Raw genomic sequence first — 22,617 nt, 5'->3', positions numbered from 1 at the left:
ATTCTAAAGGATTTAAAATGCCAGTTCGCAAAATACCAAAAAATCATTTGGTCGTTACCGGCAGTTTCGCCAGTCGAAAAAATGACCAAATGGATGGTTTTGAATCCTTGTTGGAAAAGGAATACATGCTGCTTCTGGATTTCGATGAGCATGTCGAGCGCTTTGAAGCTCAACCTGTCACCATTCCCGTTCCAGGTATTCCTAAGGGCTACACGCCTGATGTCTTAGTCTATTTTCGAACAAACCCAAACTCAGGCGACATACGCAAACCGTTGCTTACGGAGGTTAAGCATACCGATGATCTCAAACGGAATGCAGAAAAATATGCGTCTAAGTTCGCTGCAGCGGAGCAATACGCGCTTGAGAATAATTGGGAGTTTCGTGTCACGACACAAAACGATATTCGTATTCCGCGGCTCGCAAACATCAAATTTCTTCGTGAATATCGCAATATAGAACCATCCGCAGAGGACACTGCCAGACTAATTCGTTTGGCCAAAAATCTTGGCGGTACGGCTACTCCTGCGGCGCTTCTTGAGCAGTTGGTTGTAAATGTTGACGATCAACTGCATTGGCTGCCAGTGATTTGGCATTCTATTCTTACTCGAGAACTAATCGCTGATCTGGATAAACCTCTCGATCATGAAACCATCCTTCGTTTACGTCAGGATATTCTATGAGCAAACAAGGCAGCGCACAGCTATGGATCAAGGAAGGTGCAAGCATTAGTCAAAATGGACGGGAGTACGTGATCGTCGCTCTCGCTGATATTAATTTGGTGTTGGCCAAAGACCTTGAATCTGGGGAAAAGGTCTTATTGAAAGTTGGCGATGTAGATCCACCCAGAACTATTAAACACGCTCAACCATTGCCAAAGACGGAACGCGATTTGGCCGCTATTTCAGATGAAGATTGGCTTTTGGCTGAAGACAGGCGACGTATTATTGAGCCGTTGTTAGGAAATCTCCAAAGTCGAACCAATATCACTGCAGAGGAAATCGGTGCAGAAGTTGGCGTTGGACGCGCCACTATTTACAGATGGGTCGCTGCATTTAAAGAGACTGGATTGCTTTCATCACTACTGCCAAACCATGAGGCAAAAGGTGGTCGAGGACACTCGCGCCTGTCAGCGGAAGTGGAAACAATCATCAATGATTGCATTGAAAATTTTCATGATACCGATCAAAGCAATTCCATTGCTTCAACGATAGTAGAAATCCGTCGTCGCTGTTCTAATGCGAATCTGCGTATCCCGGCTGGCAATACAATCAGAGCGCGTATCGAGCGTACCGAAGGTCGGGAACGCATTTTACGGCGCAAAGGTGAGGCCGCAGCGCATGACCAATTTGATCCGATTAAAAGCAGTATTCCAGATGCCGATTGGCCGCTGGCAATGGTGCAAATCGATCATACTTTATTACCAGTTATTATCGTAGATGACGTTCATAGAAAATCGATACGCCGCGCGTGGATCACGCTAGCAATCGATGTGTATAGCCGTGTGTGTTTAGGTATGCACTTGTCGTTGGATCCGCCTTCGGCAATGTCCGCTGGTATGTGTATCTCTCACGCTATTTTGCCGAAGGAACGTTGGCTGACACGCTTCAATATTACGACGACAGATTGGCCATGCTGGGGAACCATGGGCGTTCTTCATATGGATAATGCCAGAGAGTTTCGTGGTGATATGTTGAAAGTCGCGTGCCAACAGTACGATATCGATCTGCATTTAAGACCGGTTAAAAAGCCTCGCTATGGAGCACATATTGAGCGCCTGATGGGCACTGTTTCAGAAGGGTTGAAGACCGTTAAAGGGGCAACGTTTTCTGGCCCTGATGAGAAAGGTCAATATGATGCAGAGGGTAATGCCTGCATGACTTTTGATGAGATTGAAAAGTGGTTGATTTTGTTCTTTGCAGCGTACCATCGGAAAAAGCACACCGGAATTGGCACTTTGCCTTTGACAAAGTGGCGAGAAGGTTTATTGGGAACAAAAGGTAAGCCTGGGCGCGGTTTACCAGCAAGGCGATTGGACGATGAACGACTGCGCATAAATTTCATGCCATTTATCGAGCGTACCGTTCAAAACTATGGTGTTCTGATCGACGACGTGCATTACTACCATGATGTGCTTCGCCCATGGATCAACGCGCCGCATCCAGAGTTTAAGAAACATCGTCGAAAATTTAGGTTCCATCGAGATCCACGCGATATTAGCGTACTGTATTTTTATGATGAAATTGCACAGCGATATTTTCCAATACCATATCGCGATACCAGCTTGCCACCGGTCAGTATTTGGGAGTTGCGTGATGCACATCGACAGGCAGATGAAAAAGGTATTCCGCACGAAAATGAGAAAGCGGTATTTGCCTTAATTAATGAACAGCGGGTTATTGAGGCAGAAGCGGCCGAGAAAACCAAATCTGCTAGGCGTGCGCAGCAACGCCGAAAGCAACATGCGGTGGCAAGCAAACAGACGAAAGAAGATTTGCCAACAGCCAGTAACATCGTGCCCACAGCATTACCACCAGGTGTGCGCGGCTACGATCCTGATGCAGTGCAACCGTTGGAGGACGATTGATGCACAAGAAAGAGTTGTATCCGCATCTCAATGATGCCGCTTTGGATTTAATCGGACGCACAGATGAACAGCGTATTTATGCAATCCGAGAAGGTTCATGGCTCGGTTACAAGGATGCCAAGCGTATCTTGGCGCGCATGGAAGAGCTGCTGAACTATCCACGTATCACGCGGATGCCAAATATCCTCCTCGTTGCGCCGTCATTCAATGGTAGATATGAATATTGTCCATAGGGAATGGTGGTCTGATTGTCGCCATAAGGCGGTGACGTGATAATGAGATCGGCATTCTTGGCGGGAATAAAACTTTTCGGCAAGTCAATAGTGTTACATAATGAAATTGTCGTTTCACCCTTGTACCATCCTCCAGAAAGTAGTTTTCGCTTTGCGAGTTGTTCTTTAAATGCACTGAGGTGATTAACATTATTCGTAAGAGTAGTAGTAAATACTGAAATTGGATTTTTGCGCTCTTTTAATAAATTTTCCGTGCTTCGAATATGTAATTTATAAGTCGAAGTGCGAGAGTTGCTCGTCAAACGAATTGTCTCAGCAAATGCGACCCAAAAAAAACGCCTCGCCCACAATGAGTCCTCTTGACACACACCACGACGTACTTTTGATAATGCCAACGCGGCCTCGGGTGTAAACCATTTATCTATACCAGGAAAGGTTACCTCGACGCGATCAGAGGGGTCAGCCGCAATAAGCAGAAACAACTTCTTCATTTTTTCTTTTAAAGCCGCAACATTTAGTGGACCGCATTTCGTTTTCGAAACTAATACTGCCAGTGGATTAATGTCGTTTCCAGAAAAATCCAAGCCGCGGAGCATCGTTTCGCCCAAACTTGTACCAGATCCGACAAATGGATCCCAGACGTGTTTCGTTCTCGGGAATTCTTTTAAAATATGGTCAATGATCTCGCCTTGCATTTGAGGTACCATCATGGCGGGATATTGGAGAAAAGCATGTGAAAACTCTCGCTCTGATCGACCCTCGAATGACCAGTAGTCGCGATCATCTTCGAAAGGGAACGTACTGCCCCGTTCGCTGGTATTAAGTTCAATCTTAGTGAAATCCATTAATTCTCTACCTTTTGTAATTGTTGTGCTTTCTTACCCTATATCCTACCAATGAAATGTCGTCTACGCCAGGTTAGTCTGCTCGCTGCGGTAAAAAGAATGCAGGAATGAGACTGCCATCCGGGGACAACCGATGGAGAGGTGGGACGTATCACGAATGTATCGCAGTACTTTGTGACGCACAAAGCATCAAGTTGCCATCAGCATTGGCTTCGAGCAATTGATGACCATGCAGGGTCGATTGGCATTAAACTACCTTATCATGGACATCATAATGATTCACCCGATTGCCGCGATCAGATCAGTCCTTAAGCTTGGGTTTCGAATGAAACGGTATCCCATTGCGAGGTATTCTCACTCTAGATTTCTCTTTGAGAAAACGTATTGTCTAATCGGAATCGACGCTTTTTTTCGGAGTAGATACTTCATCGTTCTTGGCATGAAATTAGGTCAAACCTTCTTTAGATTTTTCTTTCAATAAATTTAAAATGGAAAGGCTCTTTAATTCTCGACGGTTGATGTAATCGGCCGACACGATTGATAATATGTGATCGATGTGCATGCAATGATCGTCATAGACCCTTACATATGTCGGAGTGAACTCAATAATTGCTGCGGAAAAATGTTTAGTTGAGTCTTTAATCGAGAAAATGGCTACACGACGTGGGCGTAAGCCTCGTGAGTCGTCTTCGATAAAAAGTTTCAAGTCAATTTCGCCTTCTTCATCTGAGAAAATCGAAATAGGAACAGTCCATCCATCCTCCTCACTTCCAGTCAGTAGTTCCACTGTTAGATCGGTAAGTTGCATCAATTCAGAAACCACATTTTTTAGAAAATCCGGTACCGGCTGGTGCTTTGAAAGATCTTTGTTAAGAAGCACCGTTAAGTCGATAGATCGAATTCGTTGCTCTGATCCTGGTTCACCTACTGACGTGTTTTGCACTGAAGACGCCGTTGTCACATAACCGCATTTCAAATCTTCGGAATCCAAAAGAACCTTGTTTTTCCAGATGGATTTTTTTGTCAAATCAGGAAAGCGCGGAGCAAGTCGGATAGGTTTGGATTTAGATGCCAGTGAGTTTGAGGCATCGCGTTCGACTAAGTTTTGATTAATGGAATCTTTTGCTGCCCGACGAATTTGTGTATTCGATGAAGCTGACGTTGGCGTTGAATTATTAGCTTCATCGGACTTCTTCTTTGCTTCGTATCGAAGAGATCGAAATGGAAATGGGTGGGAGCAAGTTCGCAAGTTGAAGACGATAAATGTGGCGCGCGGATTGTCTTCAAATGACAGCCATTTTCCTGCGGCGACCAAAACTGTAAAACCCTCGAATGGAAACAAGCCTTGAGGATGTATCTCCTGCCTATTTAGCGAGGCAGCGAGTATTGAAGTGCTAATCTGCACGGCTGCATGCCAAGCCGCTTTTGATTGATGAATTCTCGCAATATCAGCTGCAGATGCTCCTGAAATATGGTCAGCTAATTCTAATGTTAAGCGTCCACTAGATTTGTCGAAGTGCGCATTGCTATAAAGCGACTTTCGCTCAAGCGGCGGTTGAAATAACTTGGCAATTAAATTGCTCGATGATCCAAAGTAAAACCGGATCAATTCGATGCAAGGGACGATGATGCGCCGGTTATCTGCTAACTCGACAACCACACAGTAGGATTGAGTGCAATGCATGTGCCAAGGATGTTCAGCAAGTGGCAATAGAAAACCTTTGTCATTCAGGTTTAAGCCAGCTTTCACAAGATGGGTGGTGTCTCGATTAATTAAGGTGTCTGGAAATTTTTCTAACTCGTAATCTGGCTGCGAGTCTAGTTGGCCATTTCGCCAAATATCGCCAATGCGCAACAATGGTAGTGTACCGACAGAAATCCAAATTTTGCGTTGAAATCGTGCGGGAGAAGTCGATTTGGGGGAGAGTAATATTGTTTGATCTTCTTCGTAGCGATCGCTAAAGACGCGGGATAAATGTACGAGAACGGAGGGCTGTTTTCTTCGAATTAGCCGGTTCGGGAAAGCGATTTCGCCGAACCAGTCAATTCGCCAATTTTTTTCATCCTTTGGGAAGGCAGAAATCGTTGGTAAGTTATTGAAGTTAAATGCTTTATCAGTAGAAGTAGGTAATGAGTGACTATTGAATTGTCTCATCATCTGTTGAATTGTCTCATTTACTTCTGATCATTCACATCTGTTCCCACACCATGTGCCTGTTGATCCGCGTGGTATGAAGACCTTACCATCGCACCAACTGCCGCGTGGGCGAAGCCCATTTTGTAAGCTTCTTCTTCAAACATTTTGAACACATCAGGATGGACGTAGCGGCGCACGGGTAAGTGGTGACCGCTTGGTGCTAGGTATTGACCGATCGTCAGCATGTCGACATTGTGTGCACGCATATCGCGCATGACTTGTAGAATCTCTTCATCGGTTTCGCCCAAGCCGACCATGATGCCGGATTTGGTTGGGACATTGGGATGTTTCTCTTTGAAGCGTTTTAATAAATTCAATGAGTATTCATAGTCCGAGCCTGGACGCGCTTCTTTGTATAAACGTGGTGCCGTTTCTAGATTGTGATTCATCACATCCGGTGGTGCCATGTTCAGAATTTCTAATGCACGATCCATACGACCACGGAAATCTGGTGTCAAAATTTCGATGCGCGTCATCGGCGATAGCTCGCGAATTTTGGTAATGCATTCGGCGAAGTGTGCTGCGCCGCCATCACGTAAATCATCACGATCAACGGACGTGATTACTACATAGCTTAAACGTAATTCGGCAATGGTTTTTGCCAGATTCAAGGGTTCATCGACATCGAGTGGATCTGGGCGACCATGACCGACGTCGCAGAATGGGCAACGGCGTGTGCACTTGTCACCCATGATCATGAAGGTTGCCGTACCCTTGCCGAAGCATTCGCCAATGTTCGGGCAGCTCGCTTCTTCGCATACGGTAACTAATTTATTCGCGCGTAGGATGTCTTTGATTTCGTAGAAACGTGTGGTTGGCGAACCTGCTTTGACGCGTATCCAATCAGGCTTAGGCAAACGTTCAGCTTGCACAATTTTGATAGGAATACGGGAAGTCTTGCTAGCCCCCTTTTGTTTTGCTGTCGGGTCGTAGTTGGCATTGTCTGCCGCGAGGGGTGTATTTTCGATAGTCATAGCTCAGTTCATTGCTCAGTTAGTAGCTTAGTCAATAGCTCAATTAGGCGACGGTCAATAAATATTGTAAACGTTGTGCTAAGGCGGTTTGTACTTGTTCCAGCGGTACTTGTACTTGCAGCGTTCGCATGTCAATGGTGGCGAGTCCTTCGTAACCACAAGGGTTAATCCAGGAAAATGGTTGCAAATCCATCGCCACATTCAGCGATACGCCATGATAAGTACAGCCATTGGCGCGCACTTTTAATCCTAATGCGGCAATTTTTGCGCCTTGCCATTCACCTTGTTTCAGATAAATTCCGGGCGCTCCAGCAATCCGTTCACCAGCGATATTATACGCTCCCAAGGTGTCGATTACCGCTTGTTCAATCTGATGGACGAATTCACGCGCGAATAAACGACCCTTAGTGTGACGACGTTTGAGGTCGATCAAGAGATAAATTACCACTTGGCCAGGGCCGTGAAATGTTACTTCGCCACCGCGATCGGTTTGGATGACTGGAATATCATGCGGCGCTAGTACATGCGATTGATTCGCGCCGAGCCCTAAGGTAAATACGGGTGGATGTTCAACAATCCAAAGTTCATCAGGTGTATCTGCAGTACGCGCATCGGTGAAGGCGCGCATCGCTGCGAAACTCGTTTGATAGTCTTCTTGTCCACGTTGCCGGATCATAATTTGCGGCACATTGGTCACTGTCTCGTTTGCTATCGGATTGGACAATTCGATCATAACGGCTCCGCTAGGCGTTTAACCGTGACTCTTTGGATGAAAAATTGGCCATCTACCACTTTGCGAAACGGAATACCATCCAACACAAATCCCGGCCCACCTTTTGCGATCCATGATTGCGCAAGGCGGTCAAAGGCCACAGGATCTAATCCAAGCATCGGTGCTGAAATGACGAAGCGCGCACCAACTTTTTGTTTGTCTATAATGGATTGTAATGCTTGCATGAAGGTGAAATATTTCTATGTGTCGTTGTCGATAGTGACTCGTCGATCGTGTAGCAATGTCATGCGCATGGTGAGCGTCAGCTTGATTGTAGATAAGCTGACGGCATGCACTTAAAGCACCATTTTCACCATAGGGTGAGCCGATAAATCGCGATACAGGTTATCGAGTTGCTCACGATGAATTGCACGAATAGTGACCGTCAACGCCAAATAATTACCCTTGCTGGACGGACGCATTTCTAATTTGCCCGCATGAAAAGTGGGATCGTGAATCATCACCACTTCGACGATAGTTTGGGCGAACGATTCCTGCATGACACCCATCACTTTGATAGGGAAGTCACAAGGATATTCAATAAGGCTGTCTTCTGGTTTGATTTCGTGCATGATAAAACTTCTTAAAAAGGCAAGCTGAGTGAGAATTCTGCAGGGGGATTGTGCGTACCTACCGCTTTTCGGTAAGGACTGACATTTCCAGAAAGGCAATCGCTACTTGATTGCTTTTGGCGATTATTGTGCTGTTTTTGCCTGCTTCACGAGCATAAATGGGGATATTTCCCCAAAAACCAATAGTTTGAACTTCTATCTTCCATACTGCAAGCCTTGTTTGCGTAGCGGCATGTAAAACACTTGTGACTTTGACCTCCTGAAGTTGCGCAAAATGCGTCTACTTGCGTTGTGAATTGCGACTCGGGGAATTGTGCTGGACATGTGGTGAATACGCGGTGTTATGATTGTTGCACGATGTCGTTTTTATATGAGGAACCGAGATGGAAAAACAGATAGAAATTATGACGTGGTTGGCACAAGGTAGGATCGCTGCCGGACGCGAGCAAGAAGCATTCAAGCTTGCCGGTTGGTATCCTGATGCGAATCAATGGCGCCGTTTTATTGACCAGCTTATGTTATGGATGGGTGCCATCGCACTCGGCGCTTCTCTGATATTTTTTCTGGCTTATAACTGGCAAGCCATAGGGCGTTATGCCAAGTTTGCCTTAGTTGAAGGGGCTATCTTGATTAGTTTGTTGGCGGGCTGGCGATTTTCAGCACAACAAGGATTAGGAAGTATGGCTAGCAAGGCCTGTTTGCTTCTGGCGACTCTATTTCTTGGAGCATTACTTGCTTTAGTTGGACAGACCTACCAGACGGGGGCAGATACTTATGAACTCTTTCTGGTATGGGCACTTGCGGCGACTGCATGGGTGTTCGTGGCGCAACTGGGTGCGATGTATCTACTGTGGTTAGGCTTGATTAATCTAACGATCGTGCTGTACTTTCAAACATTCGGTGGTCTTTTTGGTTTCTTTTTTAATTGGAATGCGCAATTGTGGGTGCTATTGATCTGGAACACGCTTGCCCTGATCGCGTGGGAATTCGCAGCCTGGCGTGGGGTTCAACACTTGCAAACACGTTGGGAGGTGCGAGTACTTGGGACCTTGAGTGGCGTGGTTATTAGTACTTTGGCACTCGATGCGATCTTCAATGGTTCGAATGCCGGACTCAACCGGAATTTATCGTCACGGATAGCCAGTGTGCTTTGCTATGGCGTCTGGATGTTAACGGTCATGTGGATGTATCGGCGTCATCTGAAAGACCTCTATATGCTGGCAGGCACAATACTCAGCCTGATTGTGGTTGGCAACGCGGTGTTGGCAAAACAATTCTTGCATCACAGTGAAGCTGGAGGATTCTTATTGGTCGGCCTCACGATTATCGCCAGCTCCGCCGCGGGTGGTATTTGGTTGAAGAGAATCGCGAAGGAAATTCAATCATGAACACGTATCCCGATACAAGTTTGGCACTTTCATCCAAGTGTGCCGAGTTATGGCAAACCTTACTTCAGGCAAATGTGGTTAGTGGAGAAATGCCCGCAATGAGTAAGACTGATAGTAGTGAGACCCCAGCTTGGTACATCCGCGTGATGTTAGGGTTTTCTGGTTGGTTGGGCGCTCTATTTTTGATGGGATTTATAGGCATAGGTTTCAGCTTCTTTCGCGAAAGTATGATTGCTGGAATTAGTATTGGCATTGCCTTATGTACCTCGGCGTATGTGATCTTTCGCTCAGGCTCCGATAATGATTTCGTTTTGCAATTGGCTCTGGCCTTGAGCGTGGCAGGGCAAGGTTTTGTAGTATTTTCTCTATTCCAGAAGAGTTCACAGAATCATGCGGCGATCTTCGCGGCGATCTTGCTGTTTGAAGTTTTTTTGGTGCTGCTGGTACCGAGTTTCATACACAGGTTTTTAAGTACCGTGAGTGCAGTGTATGCCGCCTATTTTTTGTTCCAAGAACTAGGCATGTTTGGCTTCACATCTGGCGTCGTAGCGATTTTATTGACGCTGTTGTGGTGGTCGCCACGCTGCCTCCATCAACCCGAAATTTGGCGTCCGATAGGTTTCGCCCTGGCGTTGACTTTGCTTACGACTGAGGGCAGTCGATTGCTCCCTTTGTTGATGTTGCAAAATGGTGATGCATGGTGGTTTAAACATGGTTGGCGTGTGGCAGGTACGCTGGTAAATTTGGCGCTACTTTCGACCACGTTACTGGTATTACGACGCGAAGGCTTGCGTTGGACTTCTTTCCCTGCGCTACTAGCAATCGTAGGTGCATTATTGCTCTGCAGTTTTGGGTATGTGGCACCGGGACTAAGTCATGCGCTGTTATTGATTTTAATTGCGTATAGCTTTGGTGAAAAGCTCTTGCTCGGGCTAGGCTTGTTATCACTTTTGAGTTTTCTGTCGCATTACTATTACCAGTTGCAAGTCAGCCTGTTGTACAAGTCGATTGTTCTAGCCAGTCTGGCCTTGTTTTTGTTATTGGTTCGCTGGTACTTAAATCATCGTTTCCCGATTCCTGCAGCACATTCCGCGAAGGAGCGCGATCATGCTTAAATTAGTGATGAACGCATTTGGCCAACGTCGAAGTATGTGGGCGTTGATCATCGGTCTGTTGATTTTGTCGGCGGTGAACTGGACTATCTTTTCCCGCGAAAAATTACTGACAGAAGGGCGCGTAGTGTTGTTGGAATTGGCACCAGTCGATCCACGTTCTTTAATGCAAGGTGATTATATGGCCTTGCGATTTCAAGTCGCGAATGAGGCATTTCCAAATGTGAATTTGAATTGGCGCAGAGGTTTTTTGGTGGAAAAAAATTCTGATGCGCTTGCTGATGGACATCTGCTGTTGAATGTGGATGAGCATGGTGTCGCTCACTTCCAAAAGATTGCTCAAATGGATGAAAAAGTGCAGAGCAATCAAGTTTTGATGCGCTATAGGATTCGGAACAATCAAGTCAAATTCGGCACCAACGCTTATTTTTTCGAGGAAGGGCAAGCGACTACCTATGCAAAAGCAAAATATGGCGCGTTTCGTGTGGCACCGAATGGCGACATGATATTGACGGCATTGCATGGTGCGGATTATGTACAAATTCAAAACGCAGAGGAAAGTGAGCATGGTCAGAGGTAAGAAGAGAAAAAGCGATCACTGCTAGTGACTGATCTCTTGTATGATGCTTGTAACTAGGCTTTGTCCTTTTAGTCTTTTCCTTTTAAGCTTTATTTTTTTACGTACTATTTTTGAGTTGCCCCATGCCCAAACAAATACAAAAAATCTGGTGGCTGATGTTCCCCATCACGTTCATCGCAGGTTATGCCGCTTATTTATTGGTGCAAGCGGCGGGTATCATTCACTTAGACAGTGTGCCGCAGATGTTGGTGTTCGTGCTGTGCTTCGCCGCATTGCGCACTGGCTTGTTGTTTATTGCATGGTTGGCGATCGTCGGTTTTGTGCCGCAGTTGGCGAAGTCGATCTTGGATAAAGAGGCTGCCTCAAAATAAGAATTTTCTGGCAGCACTTCATCAATGATTCAAGAAAAAAAGCCTGCACAGAAAATATCTGTGCAGGCTTTTTTATGAGTGCTCGGAATGTTTTGGGAATTTATTTGAATAGTAAGCGCAAAGAATCCCAGGCACGTCCAAAGATGCTGGCTTGACGGACTTCTTCTAATGCCAAAACCGGGAATTCTGCGACTGGTTTGCCATCCAACATCATCTTCATCGTACCAATTTTGCTATTCGCTGCAATCGGTGCAACCAACGGATCTTTGCGCTCTAGCGTTGGCTTCAAACGCGCTGCACTACCCTTCGGTAAAGTCACATATAAGTCTTGCGTAAAACCGACTTTGATTTTGCTCTGATTGCCTTTCCATACATCCAAGGTTTCTATCGCTTGCGCTTTGTCATACAGCTTGACAGTGTCGAAATTGAGGAAGCCCCAGTTCAAAAGTTTCAAACTCTCTTGCGCACGGATTTGATCGCTTTTGGTGCCTGTGACAACCGAAATCAAACGACGCTGACCAGTGCCATTTGGACGAATAGAAGAAGAAATCAAGCAATAGCCAGCTGCTTCGGTGTGTCCGGTTTTCATGCCATCAACGGTCGGGTCCAACCACAGCAAACGATTGCGGTTCGCTTGTGTGATTTTGTTATAGGTGAAGCTCTTGGTGGAGTAATACGTTTTGTAATACTCAGGATGATCCGCGATCAGGCGTGAAGCTAAAATCGCCAGATCGAAAGCCGTTGAAAAATTATCTGGGCTAGGTAGACCATGAGAATTCGCATAACGCGTCGCTTTCATTCCAAGGCGCGCGGCTTCGCGATTCATCTGAACCACGAAAGCATCTTCGCTACCAGCGACGGCTTCTGCTAAAGCAACTGAAGCATCATTGCCAGATTGCACAATTAAGCCATATAACAAATCGCCGATACTGACGGGCGTTGCTGGATCGATAAACATCTTTGAGCTGCTGGAATCCACTTTCCAAGCCCGTGTCGATACCGTAATTTGTTGATTCAAATCCAGTCGCTTTTCCCTCAATGCATTGAAGACTAAATACGCAGTCATGATCTTGGTCAGCGAGGCTGGTTCAATCTGCAAAGTCGCATTATCTGAATTGATGACCTGATTGCTGGTGGCATCTAATAAGATCCAGGACTTGGCATCGACCAGAGGTTTGGGCAAGGTCTGCGCTTGTGCCACTGTACTGCTCAGTGTGACGCTAGCGATCGAAATAGCCAGCAGTGCGGAAAATAACGAGGAAAAATATTTTTTCATTGGAAGTTAAAGCAAATAGTAGATTTAAAAAATAGAGAGGCAATCACGACCACAAATCGCTCACAATTTTTTTGATGTGAGGCAAGCGACGATGAAAGAAATGGTCTGCACCTGGAATTACGACAACCGGAATATCCTGTGGCCTTAGCCAATCAAACACCGCTTGGAGTGGAATGGTGTCATCTAGCTCACCATGAATCAAAATGGTGTCGGCAGGAATATCTGGCATCGCCCATTTGCCTGCGGCCGCGCCAATCAGTACCAGCCGCTGAACCGGAATTGCGGCGGCTGTTAAGCGTTGATGTAGGCGCGATTGCACGAAGGTGCCGAACGAAAATCCGCTTAAGACCAGGGGCAAATCGGGATAGCGCTGGCGCAAATGCAGTAATAGTGTTTCCATATCATCAGTTTCGCCGATGCCCGCATCGTGGACTCCTTCGGATTTGCCAACGCCACGAAAGTTCATGCGCGCTGTGACATAGCCGAGCGACACGAAAGTGCGCGCCAGAGTTTGTGCGACTTTGTTTTCCATGGTGCCGCCAAACAGCGGATGTGGATGCGCTACTAAAGCCAGGCCGCGTGGATTGGGATACATCTCTGAATCAGGATGGTTCAAAGCGCACTCTAATTGTCCAGCCTTACCGGTAATTAGTAATTGTTCAGTGTGTATATTCATAATGCGTTCATACTTAGTTTATGTCAACGCGAAGCATGTCAGCTTAAACTTTGAGGCGCTCAACAACGCCACCACCGACCAGATCGACGTCGATAATTTCATCAATATCTGATTGGTCAACATAGGTGTACCATGTGCCTTGTGGGTATACGACCAAGACCGGACCTTGTTCACAACGATCCAGACAGCCGGCTTTATTGATTCGGATTTTGCCTGCGCCATTTAAGTCTAGTTGCTTGATGCGGCGTTTCGCATGTTCTTGCGCCGCCTGTGCGCCGCGTTCGGCGCAGCAAGCACGACCGTCATCGCGTTCATTCATGCAGAAGAACACGTGTTTTTGGAAATAGAGATTGTCAGACATGAGGATTTCGAAAGATTTCAGGAAAGATCGAGAACCACGGGGTGATTTAACTGTTTTGCCGAAGATCAGGCCAGCTTTCAATTCACCACGCGCTCAGTTAGGCATTATGATACAACGATTAGCTGGGGAAGATGACGTCTAAATCGAAAACCCAGCACAAATGATGTGCGATCAACTTTGATTATTTTTCATGAAAAAAAGCTATGAAAATTCTGATTCTGTTTCTCCAAGCGAGTCTTGTGCTCGGGTTGTGCTGTGCCTGTAAAAAACCAGCGGAGCCAAAAGTGAATACTACATCAGGATCAGCAGATTCCGCACCGGCTTTTAAAATTGCAGAGCAGCAGCGTCAGGCGCTCGAACAGGCTAAACAGGTTGAGCAAGAAATAGCGAAAGCGAGTGAAACGCAGCAAAAGCAAATAGAGGAGGCAACGAAGTAGCGATAACTAGGCATTAGTTAGTAGCGGAAGCGCTAATAAGTTGCCCCATCCTATTGCATAGCGTGAGCTAAGCGTGTCGACTAGTAAATCTGAGCCAGATAAAACCGACGAAGCCGGCACATAGCGATGCGACCAAGATTGCCATTTTTGACGCATTGATCAATTCAGCTTGATTGGCAAACGCCAGATTTGTGATGAAGATCGACATCGTAAAACCTATCCCGCCCAAAATTCCGGCACCAACCACGTGACGCCATTGCATCCCTGTTGGCAGTTGACACAGTCCCGTCACGATCGCTAAAGCACAACATACGCTGACACCTAGTGGCTTGCCTAAACTCAAGCCCACCATAATCCCTAAGCTATTCGCGCTACTCAAGCTTGTCGCCCAATCTGCACCGATCGCAATGGCGGTATTTGCCAATGCGAAAATTGGCAAAATGAGAAAAGCGACGGGTTTGTGCAGGAAGTGTTCGAGTTGATGCGAAGGCGACTCCAGATCTTCGCTTTTAGCGGAGAAGGGGATTGCAAATGCTAGCATGACGCCTGCAATCGTTGCATGGACGCCGGATAGCAACATACAAATCCACATGCCGATACCGCCGACTAGATATGGCCATAAAACCATACAGCGCATTTTGCGATTGAGGGCCAGTAAGCCTAACCAGATCGCCATCGCCAAAGCGAGGTAGGTCAGATTAACCGTCGCGGTGTAAAACAGGGCGATGACGATGATGGCGCACAAATCATCAATCACGGCAAAAGCAACGACAAAGACTTTCAGTGCGCTCGGAATCCGCTTTCCCAATAAAGCTAATACACCTAAGGCGAAGGCAATATCGGTTGCCATAGGAATGCCTATGCCTGCCTGCGTTGGCGCTCCTGCATTGAAGCCGAAGTGCAACAGCGCAGGTGCGACGGTACCACCGAGTGCCGCAATGAGAGGGAGCAGCGCATTCCGGAAATCAGATAACTCGCCACTATACAATTCGCGTTCTAATTCCAAACCGATTAAGAGGAAAAAGATCGCCATCAAGCCATCGTTAATCCACAACTCCAGGCTTAAACCTGCGAACGACATGTGCCACAGCTGTAAATACTGTTGGCCTAGCTCGGAATTGGTGAGCATTAAAGACAGCACAGTGCAAAGGATTAAGAGTATGCCGCCAGCTTTTTCTGAATCGAAAAAATGCTGAAAGCTTTGCGTTAACTGTTGAGGGAAGTGTTGCATGGTCTTGGTTTTAAAAGGCGTGTCGTGAGGCTGCGTAAGGTTGCAGAATAGAGCAATAGTTTAAGACTGAGATCGCGAATTGTCGGTATTGGCACGTTTGGTCGTTACGCTATTTATTGCTTTCCATAGGTTTCAATAAATACCAAATCGCCACAAAGGGCCAGGCCAAAGAAAGGAACTGCGCAGCCCCATAAAAGTTGAGCATCTTTCCCTGCACCATAGTTTGTAAGGTATTCAGAAAATAGGGGTTGCTAGGAATGAAATTTACCATTAAAAGACTCATCCCGAGCAGTAAGAACGCCAATCTTCGCTGCACATGGGCTGGTGCAAAAGAAAAACCGTAAAGCATGATGGTGCTGATTAAAATGCCGCCTTGCGCACCGGGTGCGAGCCATAAGAAGGCGTTTTCGGGCTGAAACATCAGCGCTGTGGATAGGGCTTTAACTCCCAACCCAACAATTAGCAACAAGCAGGCCAAAATAAATTTAGGAGCATGTCGATTTAATAAAGACAAGCAAATTAACACTGCCCCAGTACAGCCACAGGCGGTAATAATAGTTTCGGAAAGCAAATAAGTTTCCGCGCTCAGCTCTAGACCGTGGCGCAAATAGGCGCTGAGATCAATTGTTATGTCGAGATATTCTTCACACCACAATGAAATGAGCGGCAGGATTTGCCCATGACCAAATAAAAATGCCTGTGGAAAAATTTGGGCTAAGGGCCATAGTCCTAATACGACCATTTCTGGGGAGGAATCTCTGTGAAGCCACTTAGTGCGCAGTGCTTGTAAGCGTCCATTTTCCATCAGTAGCGGGAGTAATACGACGCCTAATAGAGCGCCGATTATCCCGCCCGCAGCATTCGTCAATAAATCTAATACCGAGGTGACGCGACTAGGTAAAAAATATTGCACACTTTCCATGAGTAAACTGATACCGCAACTGCAGATACTCGCAATCAATAACGCCCAGCGTGTTTTGACTCGAGGGTAAAGTGAAAATACCAGCAGTGCGCCAAAAGGTATGTACCCCAGTACATTGACGATGGCATCGAACTTAGCCCAATAACGTGGCCATTGCGAGATTTGTGCGCTAAATGCTGCCAGATTTTCAAACTGCCAACCTGAGAAAGGATAAAGACTGGCATATACAATTAGAATTGCATAAGCGATCAAACTTGCGCGTGACAGCGGCGAAGCGGTGAGATTTTGGTTCGACACAATAGCTTAGCTTCTATGGGAGAATTTTTTTATTGAAGCTCATACACAACCTTTGCTTGAGCTTAGACTTATTTCAATTGAGTCTGCATCCAGCTAATTAGTTCCATAATCGCGCGATCACTTGCTTGAGGCATCGCTTTTGCACCTCCTCGCGCATCGGGCGTCTCAGTTGCTGCTTGCGCCGTGAACTCTTTTTGCCCAAGCAATTGATTGTTCTTGATCAGGCTAGCGCGCCAACGAAGCTGCACCTGACTTTGGTTGGGTGTCGAAAATTGCTGAGAAAATTCTTCCAGTTCAAGACGTAATAAAGGCAGGGCTTTGACGCCATCGCTGCTAGCCAATACCGCACCGCCCAGACGATTGATTTGTGATTTGATTCTTTGTTTGAGTAATTGTGCGGGAGGCATATTCCAACGGCTCTGCGCATACGGCTTGAGTTCTTGTCCATTCTCATATTGCAAGCGGTACAGCATGGCTGAGCTTTCTAGACTTACCGGAGCCTGAATCTCGGCTAGTTGAATTTTGAATGCGGACAAATTTTCCGTGCTAACACCGCTCGAATTGGTCATTTCACTACCGAAGTCATATTGTTGCTGTACGCTCGTCGTAGCGCAGGCACTTAGCAGCGCGATGACAATGCATGCGCCCAATGTGTGTCCAATTTTTTTGATGCTGGTGGCGTGACGTGCTGTGGTTGACATGGTCATTTCCTGCGCAGAATATTAGTTTGGTAAATTGAAAATCAGTAAAATAAAAAAGGGAAAACTAAGGGCAAGCGTGGGATTATTTGTTTCCGTTGTCATTTTTAAAGCCTGCTTCACCTGGTCCGGCGGACACAGGTTTGGCACCAAAGATCAGGCTTTGTGGCCTGTCGTTAAATGTCTCTGCGCCGCGATTGATGGTGCGCAGCGTGCTGCCAGCATCGCGCACTAAGTTATTGATGGCGGGTAGCGTTTCATATTGCAGACTTTGGCTCATGTCTTCGACATTCTTACTCAGTCGGGTAAGGCTTCCGTTTTCACCATGCAGATTATTGATGAGTAGATTTAAATTGTTGCTGGTGTTTTTGGCGTTGTCAGAAAATTGTTTGAAGGCCAGCGCGCTTTCTTTGGCTTGTCTAACGGTTTGTGGTAACTCACTCAAAACAGGATCGAGTTTGGCGGGCAAGCCTTCCCAGGCAGCCGCGGTCTTGCCGATTTGTTTGACCGCGTTGGTCAGGGAAGCGCGATTATCCTGATCGAGCAATGCGTTTAAGCGTTTGCTTAATTCTTCGGTTTGATTCAAGATCGCCAGACCATGTTTTTCCACCTCTTGTAGTAAGCCTGGACGTAAGGGAATGCGCGCCCCTAATTGTGGATCGCGTATCACCGCAGCAGGTTTGCTGCCGTCATCATCGAGTTCGATAAAGGCGATTCCGGTCACGCCTTGATAACCCAAAGTAGCGTAAGTGGATTGCGTGACTGGTGTATCAGAAACGATATCCAAACTCAGTAATAATTGACCAGGAACTTTGCTATCAAAATCAATATCGGTGACTTTGCCAACCTTAATTCCTTTGTAGCGCACTGCAGCTTGTATGTTCAGGCCAGACACCTTTAACGATGTCGCTATGGTATATGGTGTACGCTGGATTTCGTCTTTGCCTAACCAAAGCGCCAATACCCCCGCCAAGATAGCCAAGCTTATCGCAAATACTCCGGCGATTAAGGCGTGAGATTTACTTTCCATGATGTATTGCTCCTGAATTGTCTTCTAAATTATCTACTGACTTGGGATCGATCATCGGCAGTTGGTCACCCGACAACGGCAATACTTCCATGGCGCGCAAACCGCGGCCACCACGGAAATAAGTTTGAATAAAAGGATGCGCAACTTGTGTGACTTCGCGTGCATTGCCAACTGCGATCATTCTTTTATCAGCGATGACACCTATCCTTGAAGACAGTGCAAATAGAGTATCGAGATCGTGGGTGACCATCACGACTGTTAAATTGAGTGACTGATGCAGCGATTGAATTAAGCTGACGAAGCTGTCTGAACTGTCAGGATCTAGACCTGCAGTCGGTTCATCTAAGAACAATAATTCAGGATCGAGCGCAATGGCACGGGCTAAAGCGATACGTTTGATCATGCCGCCCGATAGGTCTGAGGGCATTTTTTTTGCGTGTTCAAATCCGATACCTGACATGTGTAGCTTCAGATACGCGATATCCATGATTAAGGATTCAGGCAAGTCGCCTAATTCGCGTAACGGCTGGGCTACGTTTTCAATCACGTTGAGCGCCGAGTACAAAGCGCCGTGTTGAAATAACATGCCCGAGCGTCGACGTAGGTGTTCAACATGGTGCTGTTTTGGCGCATGAATATCTTCGCCAAACACTTTGATGATGCCGCCTTTGGGAATCTCTAATCCTAGCATCTGGCGCATAAGTACTGTTTTTCCAGAACCTGAGCCGCCGACAATAGAGAAGATTTCACCTCGGCGTATTTGCAAATTTAGGTCATCATGAATTACCGTGCGCCCAAATTGCGTGCGCAGATTTTCTATTTCTATGACATGCTTGATCGGCGGTGTTGGAGGCAAGGTTTCCATAGATTCAATACGCAATATTGCGGAACAATACCGCGAAAAAAGCGTCTGCAACAATGACAGAGGTAATTGAAACAACGACGGAACTGGTCGTTCCCAGACCTAGACTTTCGGTATTTGGTTTGATTCTTAAACCATAATGACAAGCAATTACGGCGATCAGTATGCCGAACACTACGCCTTTCCCTAACCCTATCCAATAATTAGCCAGACTGACGACATCCGGTAATTTGTGTAAGAAGAATCCGGGCGACATATCGAGTATGAATAGGGCAGAAATGGCACCACCGATCAGCGCCATGACATCGGTCCAAATGACGATCAAGGGCATTGTAAATGCTAGTGCAATCACTTTTGGCATGATCAAGCGAAACCCGACGGGAATCCCCATCACGCGCATGGCATCGAGTTCTTCGGTGACTTTCATCACGCCCAATTGAGCGGTAATTGCCGAACCAGAACGTCCAGCGATTAAGATCGCCGCTAACATTGGTCCTAATTCGCGAATAATACTGATCCCCAGCAGGTTTACGATGAATAAGTCACCGCCATAACTGCGTAATTGCTGCCCCGATAAATACGATAAGACCACGCCGATCAAGAGCCCGACTAGGGCAGTAATGGCCATCGCTTGAAACCCTGTGCGATAGATATTGGCAGAAATTTCTTTCCAAGGACCACGCGTTGGATGGCGCACTAAGCGCGCTAAATCCAATACGAGCTGACCGAGTAATTCAGTCACGCCGATCAGATGTAAAGCGAAATTTAATGACAAACGGCCAAGTTTGCCAAATGGCGGTACGAGTGGCTTTTGCGTGACCGGCATGACAATCTTTTGTACTGTCGCCAGTCGTTCAAATAAGGCTTGATGTTGCTCAAGGACTTTTAATTTGGCTGGAAAAGATTTGCCCCATGCTTGCCACAGGAGTTGCGCACCGATATGGTCGAGTGCAGTTAGTTGCGTTAAGTCCCATTCCAATTCCAGCTTCCCTTGGAGTTCTTGTAAGCTGAGATGGATGGTTTGCATCAGGCTCGCTTCAGCCAACATGTCAGTCAGCCAGGCACCGTAAATTTGCACAGTAGGCTGGGCGGTGGGGATAAAAAGGACAGTGGGTGTGATGTCGTGACGCATGACTTAAGTGTAAGGCACAAATGGAAGGTGGGCAATTGATATGGGAGGCATTTATGGTTTTGCCTTCCATTCTGGGAAAAGGCTCACTTTCCCAAACTATTTTTCTTGCGCCAGCGGCGTTTTATTGTCGATCACTTCGCGGCAATCACCTTTTAGATGCGCATCGTCATAGTTGGTCCAACCGTAGCTATCAACATAGCGGGTATGAAATTTCCAAAGCGGGCTAAAAATACTACGGTCTAACTTTTCGTCAGGATAGCGAATGTCTACCATGTCGACGACCGAATGGAAGATGTTTTCAGTCGTCAGTTTCGCGTTCTGATGTGCTTTTAGTTGGTGAATTTTTTGTGGATGTTGCGCTGCATATTGATCGGAGTACCAGACAAATGCCGGAATATGAAATTCAAACTGGGTGTTGTGACCATGAAACGCCAGATTGCAGCTGCCGTCATACAAGGTTTGCCCATGATCTGACACATACCAAAGAGCTGTCATGTAAGGCATTGTCTTGAGTTGCGCGATCATGCGCGCCAAGATCCAGTCGTTGTACAAAATGGAATTGTCATAGCTATTATTCAGCGCTTCTTTGTTTTTTAAATTGGTATATGCTGGATTGCTAATGCCAAATAAGGAAGGCTTCCATTGATCGTAGCTTTGTGGATAGCGATGACTATAATTCCAGTGATTACCAAGACTATGAATCACGATGAGCTTATTGGGCGCGCCGTCATTCAGGGCATTTTGCAGCGGGGTGAATAGAATTTGGTCGTAGCTGGAATTATTTGTGAAGCCGCCAAGATTCAAAAATTGCGTGACATCGGCTTCTTTGGCAATCACCGAGGTCGGCGTATCAAATTGTCCAAAACTCATCTGATTCGAAATCCAGAAAGTCTTAAATCCTGCTTCCTGATACGCGCTCAGAAAAGATTTTTCGCTAAATCCAGGCTTGAGGCTTTGGGTCGCAGGTTTGCGGGTAGCGATGATGGGGACCGATAAGCGGGTAGCTGCAACGGCAGTAATCATGTTGCTTAAGCTAACCAGATTCGATTCTTGACTTAGGTAAGGGTTGGTGATTCTTTGGTAGCCATTTAAACTCCAACGATCATAGCGCGATGATTCTCCAATGACGACAACGATCGTTTGTTGAAAATCATTGCCCGCAGCTTGTTGAGCATTGAAGCGAAATGAGCGGCTTTTTTCACTCAGTGTCGCCAGATAACTACGTTCTTGATAAAAGTCGACAGCGCGCACCCAGATTCCTGCTGGCCAGCTACGTGAAAAACTATCGAGATCGTAAAGTGCCTCGACCCAATTGGGAAGCGCTGGTTGCTGATCTAAGAATTCCTGAAGTGACGACCAAGAGCGTATCTGCCATAAATGCGCTCCATCACTGGAGCTCACTGCTATGGTGCTGGCATTTTCTTTGGCGGAGGCGCTGGCAACGCCGACACGCAGACCATAGCTCCAGCATATTGAGAGGCTTGCGAAAATGGCGAGACAGATCCAACGCGATGAATGTCGCCAATCTAGCGAGGGCGTTGTTTTTGACGCACGCAATAACGACCACCACCACGCCACAATCGCAATGACGATCAGCAATAGTAGCCAGACTTTATGGCCTAAAAATTCCAAAGCCTCTTTTGGACTGGTTTCTGTGATGATCCCGAGATGGTGGGTGGAAATGCCTTGTCCAAAGTAGAGGCGCAGATAAATCTCGACTGGAATCGCTAAAAACGCTGGTAACAATAAGTAGTGAAACCAGCGCGGTCCCTGGAAAATATTCCACAACAGTAGCCAACAAACGACTTCATACGCCACTATGCGTGACGCATGCTCCACAGGTTTGCCTAATAAATAATCAAAAAAGGGCAAGCAACTGATAAGGAAGTAACTGGTTAATAAGTAAAATTTGGAGATTCTGGAAGGGCTGTGCATTCAATAAGGGCAAAATAAGTGAGATGAGCCTTGCCTCTGCTATCCCTTGTTATAAATTGTCAGGCATTTTAGCCTTGAAGGGCGTAAATAGCTTTCCTAAATAGATGCCGCCCTATAAATAATGCACTTTAT

General features: G+C 46.4%; 24 protein-coding genes. 8 read left to right on the top strand and 16 right to left on the bottom strand.

Annotated features, from left to right (window positions below):
- Window positions 1-17: 17 nt before the first annotated feature.
- From ACO0KW_RS19790 to ACO0KW_RS19780, 3 genes are read left to right on the top strand one after another with little or no spacing between them, the layout of a single operon-like run.
- The gene (locus ACO0KW_RS19790) at window positions 18-680 is read left to right on the top strand and encodes a TnsA endonuclease N-terminal domain-containing protein (protein WP_423055067.1); all 663 of its coding nucleotides are present in this window, start codon (window positions 18-20) and stop codon (window positions 678-680) included.
- Window positions 677-2,584 carry a Mu transposase C-terminal domain-containing protein gene (locus tag ACO0KW_RS19785; RefSeq protein ID WP_423055066.1) on the top strand — a complete coding sequence of 636 codons (1,908 nt, stop codon included), beginning with the start codon at window positions 677-679 and terminating at the stop codon, window positions 2,582-2,584. Before ACO0KW_RS19790 ends, ACO0KW_RS19785 begins: the two co-directional genes overlap by 4 nt.
- Window positions 2,584-2,817: a TniB family NTP-binding protein gene (locus tag ACO0KW_RS19780; protein ID WP_423055065.1), complete on the top strand. Its 234-nt coding sequence runs from the start codon at window positions 2,584-2,586 to the stop codon at window positions 2,815-2,817. The genes ACO0KW_RS19785 and ACO0KW_RS19780 overlap by 1 nt, the downstream gene beginning before the upstream one ends.
- On the opposite strand, the gene ACO0KW_RS19775 is transcribed toward ACO0KW_RS19780, so the two are convergent.
- The 6 genes from ACO0KW_RS19775 to ACO0KW_RS19750 all read right to left on the bottom strand — a co-directional run bounded on the left by ACO0KW_RS19775 (window position 2,739) and on the right by ACO0KW_RS19750 (window position 8,177).
- Window positions 2,739-3,662 (bottom strand): hypothetical protein, encoded by a 924-nt coding sequence (locus ACO0KW_RS19775; protein WP_423055064.1) that lies wholly within the window; start codon window positions 3,660-3,662, stop codon window positions 2,739-2,741. The genes ACO0KW_RS19780 and ACO0KW_RS19775 overlap by 79 nt on opposite strands.
- Window positions 3,663-4,107: 445 nt before the next feature.
- Window positions 4,108-5,820 carry a hypothetical protein gene (locus ACO0KW_RS19770; protein ID WP_423055063.1) on the bottom strand — a complete coding sequence of 571 codons (1,713 nt, stop codon included), beginning with the start codon at window positions 5,818-5,820 and terminating at the stop codon, window positions 4,108-4,110.
- A gap of 17 nt (window positions 5,821-5,837) precedes the next feature.
- The gene (lipA, locus tag ACO0KW_RS19765) at window positions 5,838-6,833 is read right to left on the bottom strand and encodes a lipoyl synthase (protein WP_423055062.1); all 996 of its coding nucleotides are present in this window, start codon (window positions 6,831-6,833) and stop codon (window positions 5,838-5,840) included.
- A gap of 43 nt (window positions 6,834-6,876) precedes the next feature.
- Entirely contained in the window at window positions 6,877-7,566 is a 690-nt protein-coding gene (gene lipB / locus ACO0KW_RS19760; protein WP_423055061.1) for a lipoyl(octanoyl) transferase LipB, read from the bottom strand.
- Window positions 7,563-7,790, bottom strand: coding sequence for a hypothetical protein (locus ACO0KW_RS19755; protein WP_423055060.1), 228 nt, complete (start codon window positions 7,788-7,790; stop codon window positions 7,563-7,565). The genes lipB and ACO0KW_RS19755 overlap by 4 nt, the downstream gene beginning before the upstream one ends.
- 111 nt (window positions 7,791-7,901) lie before the next feature.
- The gene (locus ACO0KW_RS19750) at window positions 7,902-8,177 is read right to left on the bottom strand and encodes an HP0495 family protein (RefSeq protein WP_186942163.1); all 276 of its coding nucleotides are present in this window, start codon (window positions 8,175-8,177) and stop codon (window positions 7,902-7,904) included.
- 383 nt (window positions 8,178-8,560) lie between these two features.
- Here ACO0KW_RS19750 and ACO0KW_RS19745 point away from each other — a divergent pair, with 383 nt between their 5' ends.
- The 4 genes from ACO0KW_RS19745 to ACO0KW_RS19730 all read left to right on the top strand — a co-directional run bounded on the left by ACO0KW_RS19745 (window position 8,561) and on the right by ACO0KW_RS19730 (window position 11,628).
- Window positions 8,561-9,565 carry a DUF2157 domain-containing protein gene (locus ACO0KW_RS19745; protein WP_423055059.1) on the top strand — a complete coding sequence of 335 codons (1,005 nt, stop codon included), beginning with the start codon at window positions 8,561-8,563 and terminating at the stop codon, window positions 9,563-9,565.
- Complete coding sequence (locus ACO0KW_RS19740; RefSeq protein WP_423055058.1) at window positions 9,562-10,680, top strand: DUF4401 domain-containing protein; 1,119 nt, start codon at window positions 9,562-9,564, stop codon at window positions 10,678-10,680. Before ACO0KW_RS19745 ends, ACO0KW_RS19740 begins: the two co-directional genes overlap by 4 nt.
- Window positions 10,673-11,257 carry a GDYXXLXY domain-containing protein gene (locus tag ACO0KW_RS19735; RefSeq protein WP_423055057.1) on the top strand — a complete coding sequence of 195 codons (585 nt, stop codon included), beginning with the start codon at window positions 10,673-10,675 and terminating at the stop codon, window positions 11,255-11,257. The genes ACO0KW_RS19740 and ACO0KW_RS19735 overlap by 8 nt, the downstream gene beginning before the upstream one ends.
- Before the next feature lie 122 nt (window positions 11,258-11,379).
- On the top strand, window positions 11,380-11,628 hold the full coding sequence (locus ACO0KW_RS19730; protein ID WP_423055056.1) for a hypothetical protein: 249 nt from the start codon (window positions 11,380-11,382) through the stop codon (window positions 11,626-11,628).
- Window positions 11,629-11,728: 100 nt separating this feature from the next.
- Here the strand turns inward: ACO0KW_RS19730 and ACO0KW_RS19725 are convergent, their stop codons facing one another.
- Genes ACO0KW_RS19725 through ACO0KW_RS19715 form a run of 3 tightly spaced genes read right to left on the bottom strand, consistent with a single transcriptional unit; the run spans window position 11,729 to window position 13,941 of the window.
- Window positions 11,729-12,904, bottom strand: a complete 1,176-nt coding sequence (locus ACO0KW_RS19725) for a D-alanyl-D-alanine carboxypeptidase family protein (protein WP_423055055.1) — start codon at window positions 12,902-12,904, stop codon at window positions 11,729-11,731.
- Between the two features lie 43 nt (window positions 12,905-12,947).
- Window positions 12,948-13,580 carry an alpha/beta hydrolase gene (locus ACO0KW_RS19720; RefSeq protein WP_423055054.1) on the bottom strand — a complete coding sequence of 211 codons (633 nt, stop codon included), beginning with the start codon at window positions 13,578-13,580 and terminating at the stop codon, window positions 12,948-12,950.
- Between the two features lie 43 nt (window positions 13,581-13,623).
- Complete coding sequence (locus tag ACO0KW_RS19715) at window positions 13,624-13,941, bottom strand: (2Fe-2S) ferredoxin domain-containing protein (RefSeq protein WP_423055053.1); 318 nt, start codon at window positions 13,939-13,941, stop codon at window positions 13,624-13,626.
- Window positions 13,942-14,144: 203 nt separating this feature from the next.
- On the opposite strand from ACO0KW_RS19715, the gene ACO0KW_RS19710 reads away from it, so the two are divergent.
- On the top strand, window positions 14,145-14,378 hold the full coding sequence (locus tag ACO0KW_RS19710) for a hypothetical protein (protein ID WP_423055052.1): 234 nt from the start codon (window positions 14,145-14,147) through the stop codon (window positions 14,376-14,378).
- Between the two features lie 67 nt (window positions 14,379-14,445).
- Here ACO0KW_RS19710 and nhaA read toward each other — a convergent pair whose 3' ends face one another.
- From nhaA to ACO0KW_RS19675, 7 genes are all read right to left on the bottom strand, one after another.
- On the bottom strand, window positions 14,446-15,609 hold the full coding sequence (gene nhaA, locus ACO0KW_RS19705) for a Na+/H+ antiporter NhaA (RefSeq protein ID WP_423055051.1): 1,164 nt from the start codon (window positions 15,607-15,609) through the stop codon (window positions 14,446-14,448).
- Between the two features lie 109 nt (window positions 15,610-15,718).
- Window positions 15,719-16,828: a VanZ family protein gene (locus ACO0KW_RS19700; protein ID WP_423055050.1), complete on the bottom strand. Its 1,110-nt coding sequence runs from the start codon at window positions 16,826-16,828 to the stop codon at window positions 15,719-15,721.
- A 68-nt stretch (window positions 16,829-16,896) separates the two neighbouring features.
- Window positions 16,897-17,529 carry an ABC-type transport auxiliary lipoprotein family protein gene (locus ACO0KW_RS19695; protein ID WP_423055049.1) on the bottom strand — a complete coding sequence of 211 codons (633 nt, stop codon included), beginning with the start codon at window positions 17,527-17,529 and terminating at the stop codon, window positions 16,897-16,899.
- An 82-nt stretch (window positions 17,530-17,611) separates the two neighbouring features.
- A complete protein-coding gene (locus tag ACO0KW_RS19690; protein ID WP_423055048.1) occupies window positions 17,612-18,556 on the bottom strand; it encodes an MlaD family protein in 945 nt (314 codons plus the stop codon).
- Window positions 18,546-19,421: an ABC transporter ATP-binding protein gene (locus ACO0KW_RS19685; protein ID WP_423055047.1), complete on the bottom strand. Its 876-nt coding sequence runs from the start codon at window positions 19,419-19,421 to the stop codon at window positions 18,546-18,548. Before ACO0KW_RS19685 ends, ACO0KW_RS19690 begins: the two co-directional genes overlap by 11 nt.
- Window positions 19,422-19,425: 4 nt before the next feature.
- The gene (locus tag ACO0KW_RS19680; protein WP_423055046.1) at window positions 19,426-20,550 is read right to left on the bottom strand and encodes an MlaE family ABC transporter permease; all 1,125 of its coding nucleotides are present in this window, start codon (window positions 20,548-20,550) and stop codon (window positions 19,426-19,428) included.
- Between the two features lie 96 nt (window positions 20,551-20,646).
- Window positions 20,647-22,389, bottom strand: a complete 1,743-nt coding sequence (locus ACO0KW_RS19675) for a phosphoethanolamine transferase (protein ID WP_423055045.1) — start codon at window positions 22,387-22,389, stop codon at window positions 20,647-20,649.
- Window positions 22,390-22,617 lie beyond the last annotated feature (228 nt).

The sequence above is a fragment of the Undibacterium sp. Ji22W genome (assembly GCF_049340305.1).
Lineage (GTDB): Bacteria > Pseudomonadota > Gammaproteobacteria > Burkholderiales > Burkholderiaceae_D > Undibacterium.
Note: the sequence above shows the minus strand (reverse complement) of the source record. Positions and strands in the feature narration are given on the sequence as shown.

Bases quoted from the DNA above. Each gene is read 5' to 3' on its own strand.
- ACO0KW_RS19790 (WP_423055067.1), top strand. From the start codon at position 18: ATGCCAGTTCGCAAAATACCAAAAAATCATTTGGTCGTTACCGGCAGT.
- ACO0KW_RS19745 (WP_423055059.1), top strand. From the start codon at position 8,561: ATGGAAAAACAGATAGAAATTATGACGTGGTTGGCACAAGGTAGGATC.
- ACO0KW_RS19725 (WP_423055055.1), bottom strand. From the start codon at position 12,904: ATGAAAAAATATTTTTCCTCGTTATTTTCCGCACTGCTGGCTATTTCG.
- lipA (WP_423055062.1), bottom strand. From the start codon at position 6,833: ATGACTATCGAAAATACACCCCTCGCGGCAGACAATGCCAACTACGAC.
- ACO0KW_RS19735 (WP_423055057.1), top strand. From the start codon at position 10,673: ATGCTTAAATTAGTGATGAACGCATTTGGCCAACGTCGAAGTATGTGG.
- ACO0KW_RS19710 (WP_423055052.1), top strand. From the start codon at position 14,145: ATGAAAATTCTGATTCTGTTTCTCCAAGCGAGTCTTGTGCTCGGGTTG.
- ACO0KW_RS19785 (WP_423055066.1), top strand. From the start codon at position 677: ATGAGCAAACAAGGCAGCGCACAGCTATGGATCAAGGAAGGTGCAAGC.
- lipB (WP_423055061.1), bottom strand. From the start codon at position 7,566: ATGATCGAATTGTCCAATCCGATAGCAAACGAGACAGTGACCAATGTG.
- ACO0KW_RS19755 (WP_423055060.1), bottom strand. From the start codon at position 7,790: ATGCAAGCATTACAATCCATTATAGACAAACAAAAAGTTGGTGCGCGC.
- ACO0KW_RS19730 (WP_423055056.1), top strand. From the start codon at position 11,380: ATGCCCAAACAAATACAAAAAATCTGGTGGCTGATGTTCCCCATCACG.
- ACO0KW_RS19780 (WP_423055065.1), top strand. From the start codon at position 2,584: ATGCACAAGAAAGAGTTGTATCCGCATCTCAATGATGCCGCTTTGGAT.
- ACO0KW_RS19720 (WP_423055054.1), bottom strand. From the start codon at position 13,580: ATGAATATACACACTGAACAATTACTAATTACCGGTAAGGCTGGACAA.
- ACO0KW_RS19695 (WP_423055049.1), bottom strand. From the start codon at position 17,529: ATGTCAACCACAGCACGTCACGCCACCAGCATCAAAAAAATTGGACAC.
- ACO0KW_RS19680 (WP_423055046.1), bottom strand. From the start codon at position 20,550: ATGCGTCACGACATCACACCCACTGTCCTTTTTATCCCCACCGCCCAG.
- ACO0KW_RS19690 (WP_423055048.1), bottom strand. From the start codon at position 18,556: ATGGAAAGTAAATCTCACGCCTTAATCGCCGGAGTATTTGCGATAAGC.
- ACO0KW_RS19770 (WP_423055063.1), bottom strand. From the start codon at position 5,820: ATGATGAGACAATTCAATAGTCACTCATTACCTACTTCTACTGATAAA.
- ACO0KW_RS19775 (WP_423055064.1), bottom strand. From the start codon at position 3,662: ATGGATTTCACTAAGATTGAACTTAATACCAGCGAACGGGGCAGTACG.
- nhaA (WP_423055051.1), bottom strand. From the start codon at position 15,609: ATGCAACACTTCCCTCAACAGTTAACGCAAAGCTTTCAGCATTTTTTC.
- ACO0KW_RS19715 (WP_423055053.1), bottom strand. From the start codon at position 13,941: ATGTCTGACAATCTCTATTTCCAAAAACACGTGTTCTTCTGCATGAAT.
- ACO0KW_RS19740 (WP_423055058.1), top strand. From the start codon at position 9,562: ATGAACACGTATCCCGATACAAGTTTGGCACTTTCATCCAAGTGTGCC.
- ACO0KW_RS19750 (WP_186942163.1), bottom strand. From the start codon at position 8,177: ATGCACGAAATCAAACCAGAAGACAGCCTTATTGAATATCCTTGTGAC.
- ACO0KW_RS19685 (WP_423055047.1), bottom strand. From the start codon at position 19,421: ATGGAAACCTTGCCTCCAACACCGCCGATCAAGCATGTCATAGAAATA.